Genomic DNA, 16,901 nt, shown 5'->3' with positions numbered 1-16,901 from the left:
CTCGTCTCCCACCGGGTCCCACCGGGCTCCTCGAGGAAAAATCTCTTGCGTAAAATCTGCTCTGTCATTGCTGCGATGATCTTGGTTGCGTCCGGAGGAATTGCGGTCGCGGACGGTCCGGGCGACCCCACCGCAGTGAAAAAGGAAGACGACGGAAAGTGGCTCGATAAGGAAGGGGTTCCGACCTACAAGATTTCGGCCGACGGCACCGTGGACTGGTTCACCTATTCCGGATACCGCCGCTATCATTCCGACTGCCACGTCTGTCATGGCCCCGACGGCATGGGCTCCACCTACGCGCCGGCGCTCAAGGATTCGGTCAAGTCCATGAGCTACGGCGACTTCCTCGGCGTGGTCGCCTCCGGCCGCAAGAACATCTCGACCGCGCAGGAAAACGTCATGCCGGCTTTCGGCGACAATCCGAACGTCGCCTGCTACATGGACGATCTGTACGTCTATCTGCGCGCCCGCTCCACCGACGCATGGGGCCGGCAGCGTCCCTCCAAGAAGGAGGAGAAAACAGAGGCTTACACCCAGGCGGAAGACGCCTGCATGGGCAAGAAATGAACGTTTCGAGGACTGCCGAGACCACCTCTTGGCGCCCGACGAGAATCTGAGGAGTCTTACTATGAAAACACGTGCCGCCGTCGCCTTCGAGGCCAAGAAGCCGCTCGAAATCGTCGAAGTCGATCTGGAAGGCCCAAAGGCCGGCGAGGTCCTGGTCGAGATCAAGGCCACGGGCATCTGCCATACCGACGCCTACACGCTCGACGGCTTCGACAGCGAGGGCATTTTCCCGTCGATCCTGGGGCATGAGGGCGCGGGCATCATCCGCGAGATCGGCCCTGGGGTGACCTCGGTGAAGCCGGGCGACCACGTCATTCCGCTCTACACGCCGGAATGCCGGCAGTGCAAAAGCTGCCTCAGCCAGAAGACCAATCTCTGCACCGCGATCCGCGCGACGCAAGGCAAGGGTGTGATGCCCGACGGCACCAGCCGCTTTTCCTACAAGGGCAAGCCGGTCTACCACTACATGGGCTGCTCGACCTTCTCGAACTTCACCGTGCTGCCCGAGATCGCGGTCGCCAAGATCCGCGAGGACGCCCCCTTCGACAAGAGCTGCTACATCGGCTGCGGCGTCACCACCGGCGTCGGCGCCGTCGTCAACACCGCGAAGGTCACGCCGGGCTCCAACGTGGTCGTGTTCGGCCTCGGCGGCATCGGCCTCAACGTGATCCAGGGCGCCAAGATGGCCGGCGCCGACAAGATCATCGGCGTCGACATCAACGACGCCAAGGAGGAGTGGGGCCGCAGGTTCGGCATGACCGAATTCGTCAACCCCAAGAAGGTCACCGGCGACATCGTCCAGCACCTCGTCGGCCTCACCGATGGCGGCGCCGACTACACGTTCGACTGCACCGGCAACACCACGGTGATGCGCCAGGCGCTGGAAGCCTGCCATCGCGGCTGGGGCACCTCGATCATCATCGGCGTTGCCGAATCCGGCAAGGAGATCGCCACCCGCCCGTTCCAACTCGTCACCGGACGCAACTGGCGCGGCACCGCGTTCGGCGGCGCGCGCGGCCGCACCGACGTGCCGAAGATCGTCGACTGGTACATGAACGGAAAGATCCAGATCGATCCGATGATCACCCACGTGCTCAAGCTCGAAGAGATCAACAAAGGCTTCGATCTCATGCACGAGGGCAAATCCATCCGTTCAGTCGTCGTGTTCTAGCTCGCAGACATCACACCAAGGAGGATCGACCCATGACTGTTGCACTCCATCCCTCGATCGACAACGGCATCAAGCAAGGCAGCGGCAACTTCGCCGGCGGCACGCTGGTCTGCAAATGCACGGACCATCCGGTCAAGGTCGGCATCAAGGGCGACGTCGCCCACAACCATGCCTGCGGCTGCACCAAGTGCTGGAAGCCGCAGGGCGCGAACTTCTCCGTCGTCGCCGTGGTGCCGCGCCAGAACGTCACCGTGCTCGAGAACGGCGACAAGCTCCAGATCGTCGACCCCTCGGCGGTGATCCAGCGCTACGCCTGCAAGGCCTGCGGCACGCACATGTACGGCCGCATCGAGAACAAGAACCACCCGTTCTACGGCCTCGACTTCATCCATCCCGAATTATTCCAGGAGCAGGGCTCGCAGGCGCCGCAATTCGCCGCCTTCGTCTCCTCGGTGATCGAATCGGGCGTGAAGCCCGAGCAAATGGCAGGCATCCGGTCGCGGCTAAAGGAGATCGGGCTCGAGCCTTATGACTGCCTGTCGCCGGCACTGATGGACGCGATCGCGACCCATGTGGCGAAAGCCAAGGCCGCCTGAGAAGGCCGCCTGATCGGGCCCGCCGAACCTTCGCCGGTCCCCATCCGCTCGCTGGCGCCTGCCGTTGCCAGCGAGCCGGACCGGTCGCCGTCCCGGGACCAGCGCGGTGATGCTGTCGCTTCTGCACCAGACATATGTGAGGGCCATCAGTTCCTCAGTCCTGGTCTCTGAATGACGGCGCAGGGCCGCTCGCTTCCTGGTTGAAGCTCGCGAAGCCTGCGTTTCTCCCTCCCTCGACTGAGGCATCCTGCTTCGTCCGCGCAGTTCCTGGCGGACGAAGCTTTTTTGCTTGGGCCCGTTGCAGAGGCGCGCAGCGCGATGACCGCGCCCTGCTTTTGACAAACCATCGATGCAATCTTTTCCCGGTGAGAACACTCGGCTGTGAACGCCGAGCCGGAGCGATCTCTGTTACGATCGCGCCGTCACGATGCCGCGCGAATACAATCAATCAAGAACAATACGGGAGGTATCGAGCACATCCAGACATCGCCATTGGCGTTCCTGCCCCCTCCGGGATTTGCCCGCGCGGGACGACGGCGGAATGCGGCGAGACGACGCGTGAACCGTCGCCACCGGCGTCGGCGGACTTTGCATTTGGCATGCTTATGAAGAGCGAGGGATGATCATGATCAAGGTGAAGATCAACGGCCAGGAACGGAGCTGGGACGGCGACCCGGACCTTCCGCTACTCTGGTTCCTGCGTGACGAGGCCGGACTGACCGGCACCAAGTACGGCTGCGGGCAAGCCCTGTGCGGCGCCTGCACCGTCATCGTCGACAAGGAGGCCGTGCGGGCCTGCATCACGTCGGTGAACGACGTCGCCGGACGCGAGGTCACCACGATCGAGGGATTGCATCCCAACGGCGATCACCCGGTGCAGAAGGCCTGGCGTCAGGTCAACGTGCCCCAATGCGGCTTCTGCCAGGCCGGCCAGATCATGCAGGCTGCAGCCCTCCTGATGGACAACCCGAAACCCTCGCATGACCAGATCCGCGAGGCGATGTCGGGCAACATCTGTCGCTGCGGCTGCTACCAGCGCATCGAGAACGCCGTCCATCTCGCATCGACGGGAGTGTGACATGAACTTCATCGACAATCCCCGCAAGCTTCGCGGCTTCGAGAAGCATATCAGGGTCGAGAAGGTCTCGCGCCGCAGCATCCTGAAGGGGCTCGGCGTCACCGGCGGCTTCGTCCTCGCCGCCCCCGTGATGTCGCGCCAGGCGTTGGCCTATGAGACCGGCGCCGGCCAGATGCCGCACGGTGTCGTGGTCGATCCGCGCGTGTTCGTTTCGGTCGCCCCGGATGGCATCGTCACCATCATCGGGCACCGCTCGGAAATGGGCACCGGCGTGCGCACCAGCCTGCCGCTGATCGTGGCCGAGGAGATGGAAGCCGACTGGTCCAGGGTCAAGGTGCAGCAGGCCCATGGCGACGAGGTCAAGTTCGGCAACCAGGATACCGACGGCTCACGCAGCACGCGGCACTATCTGATACCGATGCGCCAGATCGGCGCTTCCGCCCGCACCATGCTGGAGCAGGCGGCGGCGAAGCGCTGGGGCGTGCCCGCGACCGAGGTCAAGGCGATCAACCACGAGGTCGTCCACAGCGCCAGCGGCCGCAAGCTGGGTTTCGGCGAGCTCGCCGCGGACGCAGCCAAGGAATCGGTGCCGAGCATCGAAGGTCTCAAGCTGAAGGATCCCAAGGACTTCCGCTATCTCGGCAAGGGTCAGGTCGGCATTGTCGATCTTCACGACATCACCACCGGCAAGGCGCTTTACGGCGCGGACGTCCGCTTGCCCGGCATGAAGTATGCCGTGATCGCGCGCCCGCCGGTCACGGGCGGCAAGCTGGTCTCGTTCGATCCGGATGCGGCTCTCAAGATTCCCGGCGTCGAGAAGGTGATGCAGGTGCGCGGCTGGCCGTGGCCCTCGAAGTTCCAGCCGCTCGGCGGCGTCGCCGTGATCGCGCGCAACACCGGCGCGGCGATCAAGGGCCGCGACGCGTTGAAGCTGGTGTGGGACGATGGTCCGAACGGCAAATACGACTCCGTCGCCTATCGCAAGGAGCTCGAGGAGGCCTCGCGCAAGCCCGGCCTCGTCCTGCGCAAGGAGGGCGATGCGGACGCCGCCCTTAAGGGGGCCGACAAGGTGATCGTCGGCGAATACTACATCCCGCATCTCGCCCATGTCGCCATGGAGCCGCCGGTCGCGGTTGCCAACGTCAAGGGCGACAAGGCGGAGATCTGGGCGCCGGTGCAGAGTCCCGGCGGCACCCGCGAGGACGTCGCCAAGACGCTGGAGATCCCCGAAGGCAACGTCACCGTCAACGTGACGCTGCTCGGCGGTGGTTTCGGTCGCAAGTCGAAATGCGACTTTGCGCTCGAGGCCGCCCTGCTGTCCAAAGAGCTCGGTGCGCCGGTGAAGGTGCAGTGGACACGCGAAGACGACCTCCACAACGGCTTCGTGCACACCGTCTCGGTCGAGCGGATCGAGGCCGGTCTCGACAAGAGCGGCAAGGTGATCGCCTGGCGCCACCGCAGCGTGGCTCCCAGCATTGCCTCGACCTTTGCCGCCGGCACGGTGCATCAGGCCCCGTTCGAGATCGGCATGGGCCTCGTCGACATGCCCTTCGAGATCGCCAACATCTCCTGCGAGAATCCGGAAGCAGCCGCGCACACCCGCATCGGCTGGTTCCGCTCGGTCTCGAACATCCCGCGGGCCTTCGCGGTGCAATCGATGGTCGGCGAGATTGCGCAGGCAACCGGCCGCGACCAGAAAGACATGCTGCTCGAGCTGATCGGCTCGCCTCGCATCGTCAAGCCGAACGTGAAGGACCTCTGGAACTATGGCGAGCCCTATGACAGCTACCCGATCGACACCGCGCGCCTGCGCAAGGTGGTCGAGCTGGTCGCCGAGAAGGGCGAGTGGGGGCGCAAGGTGCCGAAGGGCCACGGTCTCGGCATCGCCGTGCACCGCAGCTTCGTCAGCTACATCGCGACGATCGTCGAGGTCGCCATCGACGACAAGGGTAAGCTGACGGTGCCGCGGGTCGACACCGCGATCGATTGCGGCACCTACGTCAACCCCGAGCGCATCGCCTCGCAGATCGAGGGCGCGGCGATCATGGGCCTGAGCCTCGCCAAATACGGCGAGATCACCTTCAAGGACGGTAAGGTGCAGCAGAAGAATTTTGACGACTTCCAGGTCGTCAGGATCGACGAATCTCCTGTGCTGACCAACGTCTACATCGTGCCGCCGGGGCCCGGCACGCCGCCGAGCGGCGTCGGCGAGCCCGGTGTTCCCCCGTTCGCGCCGGCCCTGATCAACGCGATCTTCGCGGCGACGGGAAAACGCATCCGCTCGCTTCCGATCGGCAAGCAATTGGAGGCGTGAGACGGAACACAAGCGGCCTCGCGCCGTTTGCATCGATCTGACAGGAGCAGATCGATGACCAACATCTCAAGGGCGCTCGCAGTCTCGTTGCTGTCGGGCGCCTTTCTTTTGACCACCACCGGTGCGTTCGCGCAGGGCAGCACGACTCCGCCGACAACGGCGACGCGCCCCAGCACGCCGGACCAGACTTCGGTCCCCAACGCCAATGCCCCGCCCGCTTCGACCACGCAGACGACGGGACAGCACAACGCGGATCCGAAGATCCGTGAGATGAACCAGAAGGAAAAGGACAAGGTCGAGCGCCTCGGCAAGTAGCGGCTCGACGGCTGCGCATCGCCACCAACTCCCGCGAGCGGAGAAGGGGACAGTTTCGGCCCGCACGCAATCTCGCCAAACATGCGAGAATGCGGCGGACGTTGCCGTCCGCCGCATTCACCACCCCCCTTGCTGCTCCGCTACTTTCGATCCGCCCGCGGAGCTATTTCTTCAGCGCGAAGACCCAGATGACCCCGCCTTGGGGCACATTGGCTTCGATGCCGATATTGTTGGTCACGAGCGCATCCTGGATGCGCTGTGCGTCCACGCCCCAGCCCGACTGGATCGCGATGTACTGCGTGCCGTCGATCTCATAGGACACCGGCATGCCGACGATGCCGGAATTGGTCTTCTGTTCCCACAGAAGTTCGCCGGTCTTGGCGTGGAAGGCCCGGAAGTTACGGTCGTTGGTCCCGCCGACGAAGACGAGATCGCCCGCCGTCGCCGTGACGGAGCCGAACAGCTGCGACTTCGGGAAGTTGTGCTGCCAGACCTTCTTGCCCGTGGCGGGATCCCAGGCCTGGAGCTCGCCGAAATGATCCGCGCCCGGCCTCGTCTTCAGGCCGATGTCTTCCGGCTTGGTGCCGAGCCATAGCTCGCCCGGCTTGAGCGGGACCTTCTCGCCGGTGAATCCGCCGCAGAAATTCTCGTTGGCAGGCACGTAGACGAGGCCGGTCCTCTGGCTATAGGCGGCCGACGGCCAATCCTTGCCGCCCCACAGCGACGGGCAGAACTCGACGCGCTTGCCGATCACCGGCTTATGCGCGGGATCCACGATCGGCTTGCCGGTCTCGTCGATGCCCTTCCAGACGTCCGTATAGACGAACGGCCAACCGGCGACATAGTTGATCTTGGTCGGCGTCCGCTCGAGCACCCAGAAGATCGCATCGCGTCCCGGATGGACCAGGCTCTTGATGGTGCGACCGTTGCGTTGCAGATCGATCAGCATCGGGGCCTCGACCTCATCCCAATCCCAGGAATCGTTCTGGTGATACTGGTGATAGGCCTTGATCTTGCCGGTGTCGGGATCGAGCGCGAGCACCGATGCAGTGTAGAGGTTGTCGCCAGGATGGGTCTCGCCGGGCCATGGCGCCGCGTTGCCGACGCCCCAATAGATCGTCTTGGTCTCCTTGTCGTAGTTTCCGGTCATCCAGGCCGACCCACCGCCGTTCTTCCAGTCGTCGCCCTGCCAGGTGTCGTGACCGGGCTCGCCTTCGCCGGGGATGGTGTAGGTCCGCCACAACTCCTTGCCGTCCTTGGCATCATAAGCCACGATATAGCCGCGTACGCCGAACTCGCCGCCGGACCCGCCGACGATGACCTTTCCGTCCACGATCAACGGCATCAGCGTCAGGTACTGGCCCTTCTTGTAGTCCTGGACCTTGGTATCCCACACCACCTTGCCAGTCTTGGCGTCGAGCGCGACCACGTGGTCGTCCGTGGTGGCGAGGTAGAGCTTGTCCTCCCACAGGCCGACGCCCCGGTTGGTCGGATGCAGCTGGAACAGATCGTCAGGGAGCTGCCGCTTGTAGCGCCAGTATTCGTCGCCGGTCTTCGCGTTCAGCGCGATCACCTGCCCCATTGGAGTCGTCACGAACATCGCGCCATTGTTGACGATCGGCGGCGCCTGGTGGCCTTCGACCACGCCGGTGGCAAAGGTCCAGACCGGCGTGAGGCTCTTCACGTTCGAGGTGTTGATCTGGTCGAGCGGACTGTAGCCCTGCCCGTCATAGGTGCGCCGATAGAGCATCCAATTGTTTGGCTCCGGATTCTCCAGCCGCTGCGCGGTGACCGGAGAGTAATTCTCGATCGGGCCGGATACGGCGGCGGTCGAGGCGAGGCAGGTGAAGGCGACGAAGCCGGACAGTAACCATTGCTTCCTTGCCATGGAAGTTTTCATGGACGTTCCCCTTTTCATCCGTTTGAATTCTTGTTGTGAATTCTTGTCGTTCGTCCCGTCGTCCGCCCATCGGCGGAAGCGGCCTCTCGTGGCGCGGGCATGGCCCGCAACCGTCCATCATCCTGGCTGCGCGCCACCTACCTTTCCCATGAAATTGCCGGCGACGCTGAGCGAACCGTCAGCCAGCGCCAGCGGCAGCGTGGCGAGCCGTCGCGGCGCCGGTCCGAACACGACTTGTGCGCCGGCGCGCGGATCGAATTCGGAGTTGTGGCACATGCACTTGAACACCTCCTTGTCGCCGACATCGCTCTTCACCCACGCGGTGACAGGACAGCCCGCATGCGAGCAGATCGCCGAATAGGCGACGATGCCGTCGACAGCACGCGCGCGGGTCTTTTCGTCGAGCTCGGCGGGATCGAGCTTGATAATCAGGATCTCGTTGAGCCGCGAGGCGCTGCGCACCACCGATGTGTTGGGATCCTTCGGCCAGGCATGGAGCGGTGGCCCGCCGGCCTTCAGATCGTCCGTGGTGATGATCTTCCCCTCCTGCTCGCCTTCGGAGAAGACGAGCAGATCGCCCTTCTGCGGCCGCTCGTCGGCGCCGGGCGGATCCTCGCCTGCACGCGCCGGCGGAGAGCAGCCGAGGCACGCGGTGGTCGCAAGCGCGCCGAGCAGCAGCGTCCGTCGCGTTTGCTCGGTGCCCGCGTCGGCTTCAGCTTCCGCTACGCTCTCGGATGGTGATGAATTGACGTTGAACGGTGCGCTCGACATGCCCGGTAGCAGGCGCTGGAACTCTGCCGAAAACAAGGCAAAGAATTGGCGCCGCAGTGCATCAATATGGCTTTGCTCGCGATGATTGAATGATACTGAACGCGTTCAAGCGCGTTTTTTTAAATTCTACATCGCATCACGCGAACCGCATGATGATTTTGCAGATCAGACCGATGATGTTGGAATTGGTGCAGCGCGACATCGAGAGATGCGCGTTTCTCAGGCAGGCATCTTGTATTCAGGACCTCAGCACGTGACGCGGCGATGCGATGCGACCTGCGACAGTTGCCGAAGCCATCTCGAAACGGTCGGCGATGCGACGCGCCTTGTCGATGAACAACGCAGCCGCCGCCGGCGGGCAGACCTCGCGCGCGGTCTGTTCGAACAGATCGAGCCAGCGGTCGAAATGATCTCCCACCAGGTTCAGCGGCAGATGCGCCCGCATCGGCGAGCCATGATAGCGGCCGCTCATCAACACCACCGAGGACCAGAAGTCCCGGAGCTTGGCGAGGTGCTCGTCCCAATTCCGCACGATGGCGAAGACCGGACCAAGCAGTGCGTCCTCGCGCACGCGTCCGTAGAAGCGGGTGACGAGCTCCCCGATCATCTCTTCGGTGATCCCGGTGCGTTCGATCGCATCCTGCGTCAACAGGCTCCGCCGTGCAGCCGCAGCTTCGCGCTCGGCCTTCAGTCGATCCGACATATCCTCTGTGTCCGTTCCATTGTTCCCGCAGGCCGCCCGTTCGACATTGTCGGGTCAATTGCGCACGGCGTCTTTGTCGCAGCGCAAATTGCGGGATCCGGCGGCGGACGTTGAGTGCCCGCCGCCGATGCCTTCATCAGGCGCTATAGGTGTAGAAGCCCTGCCCGGTCTTGCGGCCGAGATGGCCGGCATCGACCATTTCCTTCAGCAGCGGCGCTGGCCGGTATTTAGGATCGTTGAAGCCATTGTAAAAGACCTCCATCACCGAAAGCATGGTGTCGAGCCCGACGAGATCGGCGAGCGCCAGCGGCCCGATCGGATGGTTGCAGCCGAGCTTCATGCCGGCGTCGATCTCTTCCGCGGTTGCGATCCCCTCCTGGAGCGCGAAGATCGCCTCGTTGATCATCGGGCACAGGATGCGGTTGACGGCGAAGCCCGGGCTGTTCTTCGCCGTGATCGCCACCTTGCCGACGCGCTTGGCGAAATCGAGCGCCTTGGCATGGGTGTCGTCCGAGGTCTGCAAGCCGCGGATGAGTTCCAGCAGCGCCATCACCGGCACCGGGTTGAAGAAGTGCATGCCGATGAACCGGTCGGGACGATCGGTCGCCGCAGCGAGCTTGGTGATCGAGATCGACGACGTGTTGGTCGCGACCAGCGTGCGCGGCGACAGCTTGGCGCAGAGGTCCTTCAGGATCTTGACTTTGAGCTCCTCGTTTTCGGTCGCGGCCTCGATGACCAGATCGCAATCCGACAGCTTCGACCGGTCGGTGGTGCCCGTGATGCGCTTGAGTGTCGCCTCGCGGTCGGCCGCCGACATCTTGTCCTTCTTGACCAGGCGCTCGAGACTGCCGCCCACGGTCGAGAGGCCGCGGTTCACCGCCGCATCGGAAATATCGACCATCACGACCGAGAGTCCGGCCGCGGCGCAGACCTGCGCGATGCCGTTCCCCATGGTCCCAGCCCCGATGATGCCAACGGTTTGGATCATTGCGTCACATCCTTCATCTTTGCGGGCGCGCCAGGATCGGCCCGGCCCCATTGTCCTGCATCAGGGTCTAGCACCACCACCTGGCGGGTGCGACCTGATCCTGTCCTTCCTAGTGCATCCACCGGCGGAATAAAGCCGTCCACCGCCGCGCCGCGCCAGGATTTGGGCTCTTCCTACCGGAATCTGCCGGATATTGTGCCCTGCGGCCGGGCATCGGGCGGCCGATTCAGAGGGGACAAGCGCGCATCCTGTGCCCCCTGAATTGCAACCTCTTGATTGTGCGGACCGTAGCGGCCACAACCGGCGCAGTTGCCATCCGAGGATGCTCGTGGAGGACCCGGCCTGCCGCCAAGGCGGGCCGAAGCTGTCAGGGGCAGGCTGCCGAGGACGAAGGATTTCGCGATGGACGTGACCAGGATCACCGGCATCGAGCCGGCGCAACAGCGTCAGGCCGGATGAACGATTTCGCACGATCCGTCGGAGCCGCCTTCACGCTGATCGGCGAAGCCGACGCCGAGCTGCTGGGCATCGTCGCATTGTCGGTGCGGGTCAGCCTGACTGCCAGCATCGTCGCGCTCCTGATCGGCGCACCGTTGGGAGCCCTGCTTGCGATCACCCGTTTCCGGGGACGTCAGGTTATCATCGTCGTGACCAATGCGCTGCTCGGCCTGCCGCCGGTCGTGGTCGGGCTCGCCCTCTATCTCCTGCTGTCGCGGTCCGGTCCGCTCGGGGCGGCGGGCTTGCTGTTCACCCCGGCGGCGATGGTGATCGCGCAGACGCTGCTGGCGACGCCGATCGTGGTGGCGCTGGTGCACCGGCCGGCGAGCTTGCTCTGGGCGGAGTATGGCGATCTGGCGCGGATCGACGGGCTATCGACACTGCGCAGCATCGGCCTGCTGTTCGCGCTCGGGCGAACCTCGCTGCTGACGGCCTTTCTCGCGGCGTTCGGGCGCGCCATTGCGGAAGTCGGCGCCATCATCATTGTCGGCGGCAACATCCGCGGCTTCACCCGCACGATGACGACGGCGATCGCACTGGAAACCAGCAAAGGCGACCTGCCGCTGGCGCTCGGACTCGGACTGATCCTGCTGGCACTCAGCGTGGCGGTGTCGACCGTCGCCTTCGTGCTAGTGGGACGCGTTGGGGAAAAATAGCTGCTCGCCGCCGACCTTGTACCCGGCAATCGCTTCCTGCCCCTTCGGCGAAACCAGCCAGTCGATGAAGGCCTGCCCGTCCTTCGCCTTCACGCTCGGATGCTTTTCAGGATTCACCAGCATGACGCCGTACTGGTTGAACAGCCGCTTGTCACCCTCGGTCAGGATGGCGAGCTCGCCACGGTTCTTGAACGATAGCCAGGTGCCGCGGTCCGACAGGAGATAGCCGTTCGACGACGAGGCCATGTTCAGCGCCGGGCCCATGCCCTGACCGATTTCCCGGTACCAATTGTCCTTGCCGGCGCCGAGGTCAACGCCCGCCTCTTTCCATAGCCTCAACTCGGCCGCATGCGTGCCGGACTTGTCGCCGCGCGAGATGAAAGTCGCCTTGGCCGTCGCGATCTTGCGCAGCGCCTCGACCACATCCTTGCTGCCTGATATCCGCGCCGGATCGCTTCTGGGCCCGATGATGACGAAGTCGTTGTACATGACGTCGAACCGTTTTACGCCCTGCCCTTCGGACATGAACTTGTCCTCGGCGGGCCTGTCATGGACGAACACCACGTCGGCATCCCCGCGCCGGCCGATATCCAGCGCCTGACCTGTGCCGACGGCTACGACCTTCACGCTGATGCCTTCCGCCTTCGAGAACAGCGGCAGCAGATGACCGAACAGCCCCGACTGCTCCGTCGAAGTGGTCGAGGCCACCGTGATGGTGCGATCCTGTGCGAGTGCGATGGTGGACCAGAGCAGGGCCGCTCCGATCGTGGCAAGCTTCCTCATGCGTCGTCTCCGACCAGACAATGACGGTTCTGAATAGCCGCTGGCGACGACGACGGGAACCCCTTGGGAGGGCCGCAACGAAAATTGACGCGAGGGGCTACACGCGTCGGCAGGAACGTCGTCGACGCAGGCAGGTTGTCCGGGGATGTATAGTCAAGGAGAATCCGATGAAGAAGATCATCCTGGCATCCGCATGCATCATGGCACTCGCGACAGGTGGCGCCTTCGCGCAGACACAACCCGTCCCCGGCGCGTCCGGTCAGGGCGACGTCGGCCCCTCGTCGCGAGGCCCGGCGACCAAGGGAATGACGACGGGACGTACATCGAACATGCAGAACGAGGCCAGCGACAGCAAGGGCGCGCAGTCGCCATCTGCCGGCGGTAGCAACACCAACAATATGGGCAGCCAGGCCGGGGGCAGCGCAGGCTCCGCCGGCTCCGGCTCCGGCAAGTGAACTAAGGATCGAATATCCGGAAAGGGGACGGCTGTCCCTCTTCCACTCCAAGCGGCGCGTCGATTGGAGGAATCGCGAACCGCATTCGCAAAGTGCGGGGGAAATTCACCCCGCGCAGTGGATGCGTGGATGTTCTGCAATTGGTCCACCCTACATTGACACGAGTGTGACGGCCGGGGCAGGTTTTCTCATTGCTGGCGAATCAGCGATTGCCTCACGCCGAGTACCTCTTGGACAACTCCCAGTGCTTTCGAGACTGATATCGTTGCTGCGCCGCATCCCCGCGGTGAACTGGGCGTTTACCCGACTTCGGCCCTTGCCGCACGGCGGCAGCATTGACGTCGCGCCGATCGCCACGGACGCTTCGCCCGCCATCATCGAAGACGTCGCGGCCACTGCTCAAGCTCCAATCGCCGAGATCAGCACCGCCCCGGTGCGCGACGACGCTGACCCCGCCACCCAGGCTCCGGTCGCGGAGAACGATGCGGCTGTGTCTGTCGTCGAGGAGAATCCGTCCGACGATATCTGGACCAGCGACGACTCATCTCCGGAGAGAGTGACGGAAATCGAGGCGCCCGAGACGCCGCCAGTCGCCGAGGAGGTGCTGGTTTCACCGACCGACGCGGAGAACGAGCCAGTTGCGGACGCTGATCTCGCCATCATTGGCGATGCATCTCCCGCCGAAATCGTTTCCGTCGTCGCAGAAGAGGTTGTGATTTCATCACCAGACGTCGCGACCGCTTCGACTGACGTCCCTGATGCCGTGTTCGAGACTGCCCCCTCGCCCGACGTTTCCGCCGAGGTCGAAACGGTCGCCGTCGAAGCAATCCCGGTCCTCCTCGGCGATGCCAATAGCGTCGCGCCCGACGTTCCTGAAGCCGGAGCCGACAGCGACCCGGAGCTCGCCGTCGAGGTCGCGCCGGCCCCTGCAAACGATGTCCCGCTCGTCTCAGCCGTTGCGACGGCGGCCAGCGAGTCAGCCAGCGTCGCCATCGAGATCGAACCGGCTCCGCCGCTCGAATCTCCCGCTCCGGAGATCCGCAGCGCACCGAAAGCTCGCGCGAGAGCCGCGGAACCCGCCGACCGCGCCGCGCTGATCCGGCAACGCTGGGCAGAGACCGGAATCCGTATGTGGAATCCGCGGCTTCACGGCACCGGCGAGGCCGCGCTGAACATCCAGGGAAGCGTCGGGCTGCTGCCGCCGGCACCCGGCGAGACAATGCCGCGCTACGACAAGCTGGAATTCAAGATGCTCGGCGGACAGATCATCTGTGAGGGCGTCATTGTCGAGGCGCCCGCGCAGGCGAACCATCGCAGCTTCACCCGGCTCGCCGAGCCACGGAATATCGAGCGGGTCCGCGAACCGGCGCGGGAGCGCCAGGCCGCTCTCGCCTGATCCTTCTTCTGCGACCACGCTCCCGATGTGCTAGCCTGAAATCCCGACATGGGAGATCGCACATGCGCGCAAGGTCGCTGCTTCTGGTCGTGATCGCCTTCTCGATCTCACAGCCCGCGCTCGCCGCGGGCAAACGGCCGCGTCCTGCAGCCACGGCCGCTCCCGCCACCGATCCAGCAGCACCCTACAAGTCCGATCGACTCTCTTCCTCGCGCGGAGAGACGATCCTCGACACGCCCGGCCAGACCACCGTGCTGACGCGGCAGGTCCTCGACGACATGAACGCGACCAGCCTGAGAGGCGCAATGCGCTCCGCCGCCGGGGTGACGATCGGGCGCTGAAGCGTGACCGGTCGAGCCACGGCAATCACCCGATCCGAACCACAAGAAAACTGGGAAGCAGACCGCGCTGCTCGTGGCCCGGGGAGCGTGACAAGCCGCTGCCCGACGGGGAGAGGTGGCGCGAGCACACCAGATGCCACCATGGTTAGCAGACCGTCGCTGCAGTGATTGCGGCGCCCGAGACGCACGCATCCAGCGGCGGATTATCCTTAACGGGACTTCACCAATCGACAGGGCCGACAAGACCTCGAGGTAGCGCGCGACCCGTGCCGCCTTCCGCGCGCCCCGATCTAACGCGCCCTTTACCCGCGCCATGCAAGATCGCCCGCGTTTTGAGGGGATGCGGGGCTCGTATTTCAATGCCTGTTGCCGATTTGAAGTCTCATCTTGCCGCCGCAACGCGGCTGTTTCGCGTACCGGCCGATAACCCGGACCTGACGCGTGCGCAGTTCGACGCGTTCTCCAAGCAGATCCCGCTGCTCTACTTCATCCTGATCAGCAACACGATCGCGGTCGCCTACACCTATGTGAACGTGGCGCCGGACTGGCTGACGATGATCGTGCCGAGCGTGCTGACCGTGCTCGCGGGCTTACGGACCTTCTGGTGGCTGCGCCAGCGTCACATCGTGCGCAGTGACGCCGACATCCTGCGCAATCTGCGCACCACCAACTGGCTGACCCTGCCGATCGGTGCCGGATTCACCGCCTGGTCCTTCGCGCTCTATCCCTACGGCGATCCCTTCGCCAAGAGCCAGGTCGCCTTCTACATGGCGGTCACCGTGATCGGCTGCATCTTCTCGCTGATGCATCTGCGTCCAGCAGCGCTGATCGTGACGCTGATCGTCGACGTGCCCTATGTGCTGTTCTTCTTCGCCACAGGCGAGCCGACGCTGAAGGCGATCGCCGTCAACAACCTCCTGGTTTCCGGCGCGATGGTGACGGTGCTGTTCATCTACTACCGCGACTTCGCCGATCTCGTCGCCAGCCGCAAATCGCTGCTGGCGCAACAGGCGGCGACGCAGGCGCTCTCGGACGAGAACTTTCGACTTGCCAATCTCGATACCCTCACCGAGCTGCCGAACCGCCGCCGCTTCTTCGCCGAATTGTCGAGTGCCTTCGCAGATGCCGAGCGCAGGAACGTTCGCGTCGCGGTCGGCATCATCGATCTCGACGGCTTCAAGCCGATCAACGACAATTACGGCCACTCGGTCGGCGACCGCGTCCTGATCGAGGCGGGCCGGCGCATCCGCGAGGTCTGCGAGGGCTTTGGCCCGCAGCGCGTGGAGTTCGCCCGGCTCGGCGGCGACGAGTTCGGCCTCGTCGTGTGCGGCGACCCCGACGACGCGGATCTGATGCGGCTGGGCGAACGCATCGGCGGCCAGGTCAAGCTGCCTTACCAGCTCGATACCGCCCACACCGGGCTGTCGTGCTCGATCGGATTCGCATCGTTTCCGGACTCAGCGACCACGTCGGAAGCGCTATACGAGTGCGCCGACTACTCGCTCTATCACGCCAAGCGCAATCTGCGTGGCCGCACCGTGATCTTCTCGAGCGAGCTCGAGGCCGAGATCCGCAGCCGCGGAGTCATCGAGAACCTGTTGCGCACGGCCGATTTCAGTACCGAGATGGATCTGGTGTTCCAGCCGATTGTCGACGCCATGAGCGAGTACACCGCCGGGTTCGAGGTCCTCGCGCGCTGGCACAGCACTCGCCTCGGCATGGTTTCCCCAGCCGATTTCATCCCGGCCGCCGAGCGTATCGGTCTGATCCGGCCGCTGACGCAGGCGCTGCTGGTGCGCGCGCTCGCCATCGCCAGGACATGGCCCGATCACGTCCGCCTGTCGTTCAACCTCTCCGCCCACGATGTCTGCGCGGCGGAGGGCATTTTGCCGCTGATCTCCATCATCGAGAAGAGTGGGTTGCCGCCGCATCGGATCGATTTCGAGATCACCGAGACCGCCGTGACCTTCGACTTCGTGCGCGCGCAGCAGTCGATCGCGACGCTGAAGGCGATGGGCTGCGGGATTTCGCTTGACGATTTCGGCACCGGCTATTCGTCACTGAGCCACGTCCACCGGCTACCGCTCGACAAGATCAAGGTCGACCGCAGCTTCGTCGCCGACATCAACGAAAATCCCGTCAGCCACAAGATCATCAAGTCGCTCACGGGCCTGTGCGACGACATGGAGATCGCCTGCGTCGTCGAGGGCGTCGAGACCCGCGCCCAGCTCGACAGCCTGCGCCGGCTCGGCTGTGACTACATCCAGGGTTACTATTTCGCAAAGCCCATGCCGGCCGATGCGATCGGCGACTATCTGGCGAAGGAAGGCCAGCGCCTCGAAGGCACCGGGGCGAAGGTCGTGGCCTAA

General features: G+C 64.3%; 16 protein-coding genes. 11 read left to right on the top strand and 5 right to left on the bottom strand.

Going from position 1 to position 16,901, the window contains the following annotated elements; translation table 11 throughout:
* Positions 1 to 75: 75 nt before the first annotated feature.
* From AC1RQP_RS29975 to AC1RQP_RS29950, 6 genes are all read left to right on the top strand, one after another.
* Positions 76 to 567 (top strand): c-type cytochrome, methanol metabolism-related, encoded by a 492-nt coding sequence (locus AC1RQP_RS29975; protein ID WP_492940396.1) that lies wholly within the window; start codon positions 76 to 78, stop codon positions 565 to 567.
* A 61-nt stretch (positions 568 to 628) separates the two neighbouring features.
* The gene (locus AC1RQP_RS29970; protein WP_239625648.1) at positions 629 to 1,738 is read left to right on the top strand and encodes an S-(hydroxymethyl)glutathione dehydrogenase/class III alcohol dehydrogenase; all 1,110 of its coding nucleotides are present in this window, start codon (positions 629 to 631) and stop codon (positions 1,736 to 1,738) included.
* 32 nt (positions 1,739 to 1,770) lie between these two features.
* Complete coding sequence (gfa, locus tag AC1RQP_RS29965; protein ID WP_239625650.1) at positions 1,771 to 2,334, top strand: S-(hydroxymethyl)glutathione synthase; 564 nt, start codon at positions 1,771 to 1,773, stop codon at positions 2,332 to 2,334.
* A gap of 625 nt (positions 2,335 to 2,959) precedes the next feature.
* Complete coding sequence (locus tag AC1RQP_RS29960) at positions 2,960 to 3,412, top strand: (2Fe-2S)-binding protein (RefSeq protein ID WP_492940394.1); 453 nt, start codon at positions 2,960 to 2,962, stop codon at positions 3,410 to 3,412.
* A gap of 1 nt (position 3,413) precedes the next feature.
* The gene (locus AC1RQP_RS29955) at positions 3,414 to 5,726 is read left to right on the top strand and encodes a xanthine dehydrogenase family protein molybdopterin-binding subunit (protein WP_492940309.1); all 2,313 of its coding nucleotides are present in this window, start codon (positions 3,414 to 3,416) and stop codon (positions 5,724 to 5,726) included.
* Between the two features lie 54 nt (positions 5,727 to 5,780).
* Positions 5,781 to 6,041 carry a hypothetical protein gene (locus tag AC1RQP_RS29950; protein ID WP_492940307.1) on the top strand — a complete coding sequence of 87 codons (261 nt, stop codon included), beginning with the start codon at positions 5,781 to 5,783 and terminating at the stop codon, positions 6,039 to 6,041.
* Between the two features lie 163 nt (positions 6,042 to 6,204).
* Here AC1RQP_RS29950 and AC1RQP_RS29945 read toward each other — a convergent pair whose 3' ends face one another.
* From AC1RQP_RS29945 to AC1RQP_RS29930, 4 genes are all read right to left on the bottom strand, one after another.
* Positions 6,205 to 7,929, bottom strand: a complete 1,725-nt coding sequence (locus tag AC1RQP_RS29945) for a methanol/ethanol family PQQ-dependent dehydrogenase (protein WP_239625655.1) — start codon at positions 7,927 to 7,929, stop codon at positions 6,205 to 6,207.
* A 129-nt stretch (positions 7,930 to 8,058) separates the two neighbouring features.
* Positions 8,059 to 8,712, bottom strand: coding sequence for a QcrA and Rieske domain-containing protein (locus AC1RQP_RS29940; RefSeq protein ID WP_239625657.1), 654 nt, complete (start codon positions 8,710 to 8,712; stop codon positions 8,059 to 8,061).
* Positions 8,713 to 8,950: 238 nt separating this feature from the next.
* Positions 8,951 to 9,415 carry a group III truncated hemoglobin gene (locus AC1RQP_RS29935; protein ID WP_492940304.1) on the bottom strand — a complete coding sequence of 155 codons (465 nt, stop codon included), beginning with the start codon at positions 9,413 to 9,415 and terminating at the stop codon, positions 8,951 to 8,953.
* A 136-nt stretch (positions 9,416 to 9,551) separates the two neighbouring features.
* Positions 9,552 to 10,403 (bottom strand): 3-hydroxybutyryl-CoA dehydrogenase, encoded by an 852-nt coding sequence (locus AC1RQP_RS29930; RefSeq protein ID WP_239625661.1) that lies wholly within the window; start codon positions 10,401 to 10,403, stop codon positions 9,552 to 9,554.
* Positions 10,404 to 10,858: 455 nt separating this feature from the next.
* On the opposite strand from AC1RQP_RS29930, the gene AC1RQP_RS29925 reads away from it, so the two are divergent.
* On the top strand, positions 10,859 to 11,557 hold the full coding sequence (locus tag AC1RQP_RS29925; RefSeq protein ID WP_492940302.1) for an ABC transporter permease: 699 nt from the start codon (positions 10,859 to 10,861) through the stop codon (positions 11,555 to 11,557).
* Here AC1RQP_RS29925 and AC1RQP_RS29920 read toward each other — a convergent pair.
* Complete coding sequence (locus AC1RQP_RS29920) at positions 11,531 to 12,340, bottom strand: ABC transporter substrate-binding protein (protein ID WP_492940300.1); 810 nt, start codon at positions 12,338 to 12,340, stop codon at positions 11,531 to 11,533. The genes AC1RQP_RS29925 and AC1RQP_RS29920 overlap by 27 nt on opposite strands.
* Before the next feature lie 167 nt (positions 12,341 to 12,507).
* Here AC1RQP_RS29920 and AC1RQP_RS29915 point away from each other — a divergent pair, with 167 nt between their 5' ends.
* The 4 genes from AC1RQP_RS29915 (at position 12,508) to AC1RQP_RS29900 (ending at position 16,901) form a co-directional block, all read left to right on the top strand.
* On the top strand, positions 12,508 to 12,795 hold the full coding sequence (locus tag AC1RQP_RS29915) for a hypothetical protein (protein ID WP_492940298.1): 288 nt from the start codon (positions 12,508 to 12,510) through the stop codon (positions 12,793 to 12,795).
* Positions 12,796 to 13,060: 265 nt separating this feature from the next.
* A complete protein-coding gene (locus tag AC1RQP_RS29910; protein ID WP_492940296.1) occupies positions 13,061 to 14,191 on the top strand; it encodes a hypothetical protein in 1,131 nt (376 codons plus the stop codon).
* Positions 14,192 to 14,253: 62 nt separating this feature from the next.
* Positions 14,254 to 14,532: a TonB-dependent receptor plug domain-containing protein gene (locus AC1RQP_RS29905; protein WP_492940294.1), complete on the top strand. Its 279-nt coding sequence runs from the start codon at positions 14,254 to 14,256 to the stop codon at positions 14,530 to 14,532.
* A gap of 359 nt (positions 14,533 to 14,891) precedes the next feature.
* Positions 14,892 to 16,901, top strand: coding sequence for a putative bifunctional diguanylate cyclase/phosphodiesterase (locus AC1RQP_RS29900; protein ID WP_492940292.1), 2,010 nt, complete (start codon positions 14,892 to 14,894; stop codon positions 16,899 to 16,901).

It is taken from the genome of Bradyrhizobium sp. GW821-FHT13H06, from assembly GCF_058803975.1.
The sequence above is the reverse complement of the archived record's forward strand: the minus strand, read 5'-3'. Positions and strand labels throughout refer to the sequence as shown.

Bases quoted from the DNA above. Each gene is read 5' to 3' on its own strand.
- AC1RQP_RS29955 (WP_492940309.1), top strand. From the start codon at position 3,414: ATGAACTTCATCGACAATCCCCGCAAGCTTCGCGGCTTCGAGAAGCAT.
- AC1RQP_RS29920 (WP_492940300.1), bottom strand. From the start codon at position 12,340: ATGAGGAAGCTTGCCACGATCGGAGCGGCCCTGCTCTGGTCCACCATC.
- AC1RQP_RS29960 (WP_492940394.1), top strand. From the start codon at position 2,960: ATGATCAAGGTGAAGATCAACGGCCAGGAACGGAGCTGGGACGGCGAC.
- gfa (WP_239625650.1), top strand. From the start codon at position 1,771: ATGACTGTTGCACTCCATCCCTCGATCGACAACGGCATCAAGCAAGGC.
- AC1RQP_RS29900 (WP_492940292.1), top strand. From the start codon at position 14,892: ATGCCTGTTGCCGATTTGAAGTCTCATCTTGCCGCCGCAACGCGGCTG.
- AC1RQP_RS29925 (WP_492940302.1), top strand. From the start codon at position 10,859: ATGAACGATTTCGCACGATCCGTCGGAGCCGCCTTCACGCTGATCGGC.
- AC1RQP_RS29945 (WP_239625655.1), bottom strand. From the start codon at position 7,929: ATGGCAAGGAAGCAATGGTTACTGTCCGGCTTCGTCGCCTTCACCTGC.
- AC1RQP_RS29950 (WP_492940307.1), top strand. From the start codon at position 5,781: ATGACCAACATCTCAAGGGCGCTCGCAGTCTCGTTGCTGTCGGGCGCC.
- AC1RQP_RS29905 (WP_492940294.1), top strand. From the start codon at position 14,254: ATGCGCGCAAGGTCGCTGCTTCTGGTCGTGATCGCCTTCTCGATCTCA.
- AC1RQP_RS29940 (WP_239625657.1), bottom strand. From the start codon at position 8,712: ATGTCGAGCGCACCGTTCAACGTCAATTCATCACCATCCGAGAGCGTA.
- AC1RQP_RS29935 (WP_492940304.1), bottom strand. From the start codon at position 9,415: ATGTCGGATCGACTGAAGGCCGAGCGCGAAGCTGCGGCTGCACGGCGG.
- AC1RQP_RS29930 (WP_239625661.1), bottom strand. From the start codon at position 10,403: ATGATCCAAACCGTTGGCATCATCGGGGCTGGGACCATGGGGAACGGC.
- AC1RQP_RS29975 (WP_492940396.1), top strand. From the start codon at position 76: ATGATCTTGGTTGCGTCCGGAGGAATTGCGGTCGCGGACGGTCCGGGC.
- AC1RQP_RS29915 (WP_492940298.1), top strand. From the start codon at position 12,508: ATGAAGAAGATCATCCTGGCATCCGCATGCATCATGGCACTCGCGACA.
- AC1RQP_RS29970 (WP_239625648.1), top strand. From the start codon at position 629: ATGAAAACACGTGCCGCCGTCGCCTTCGAGGCCAAGAAGCCGCTCGAA.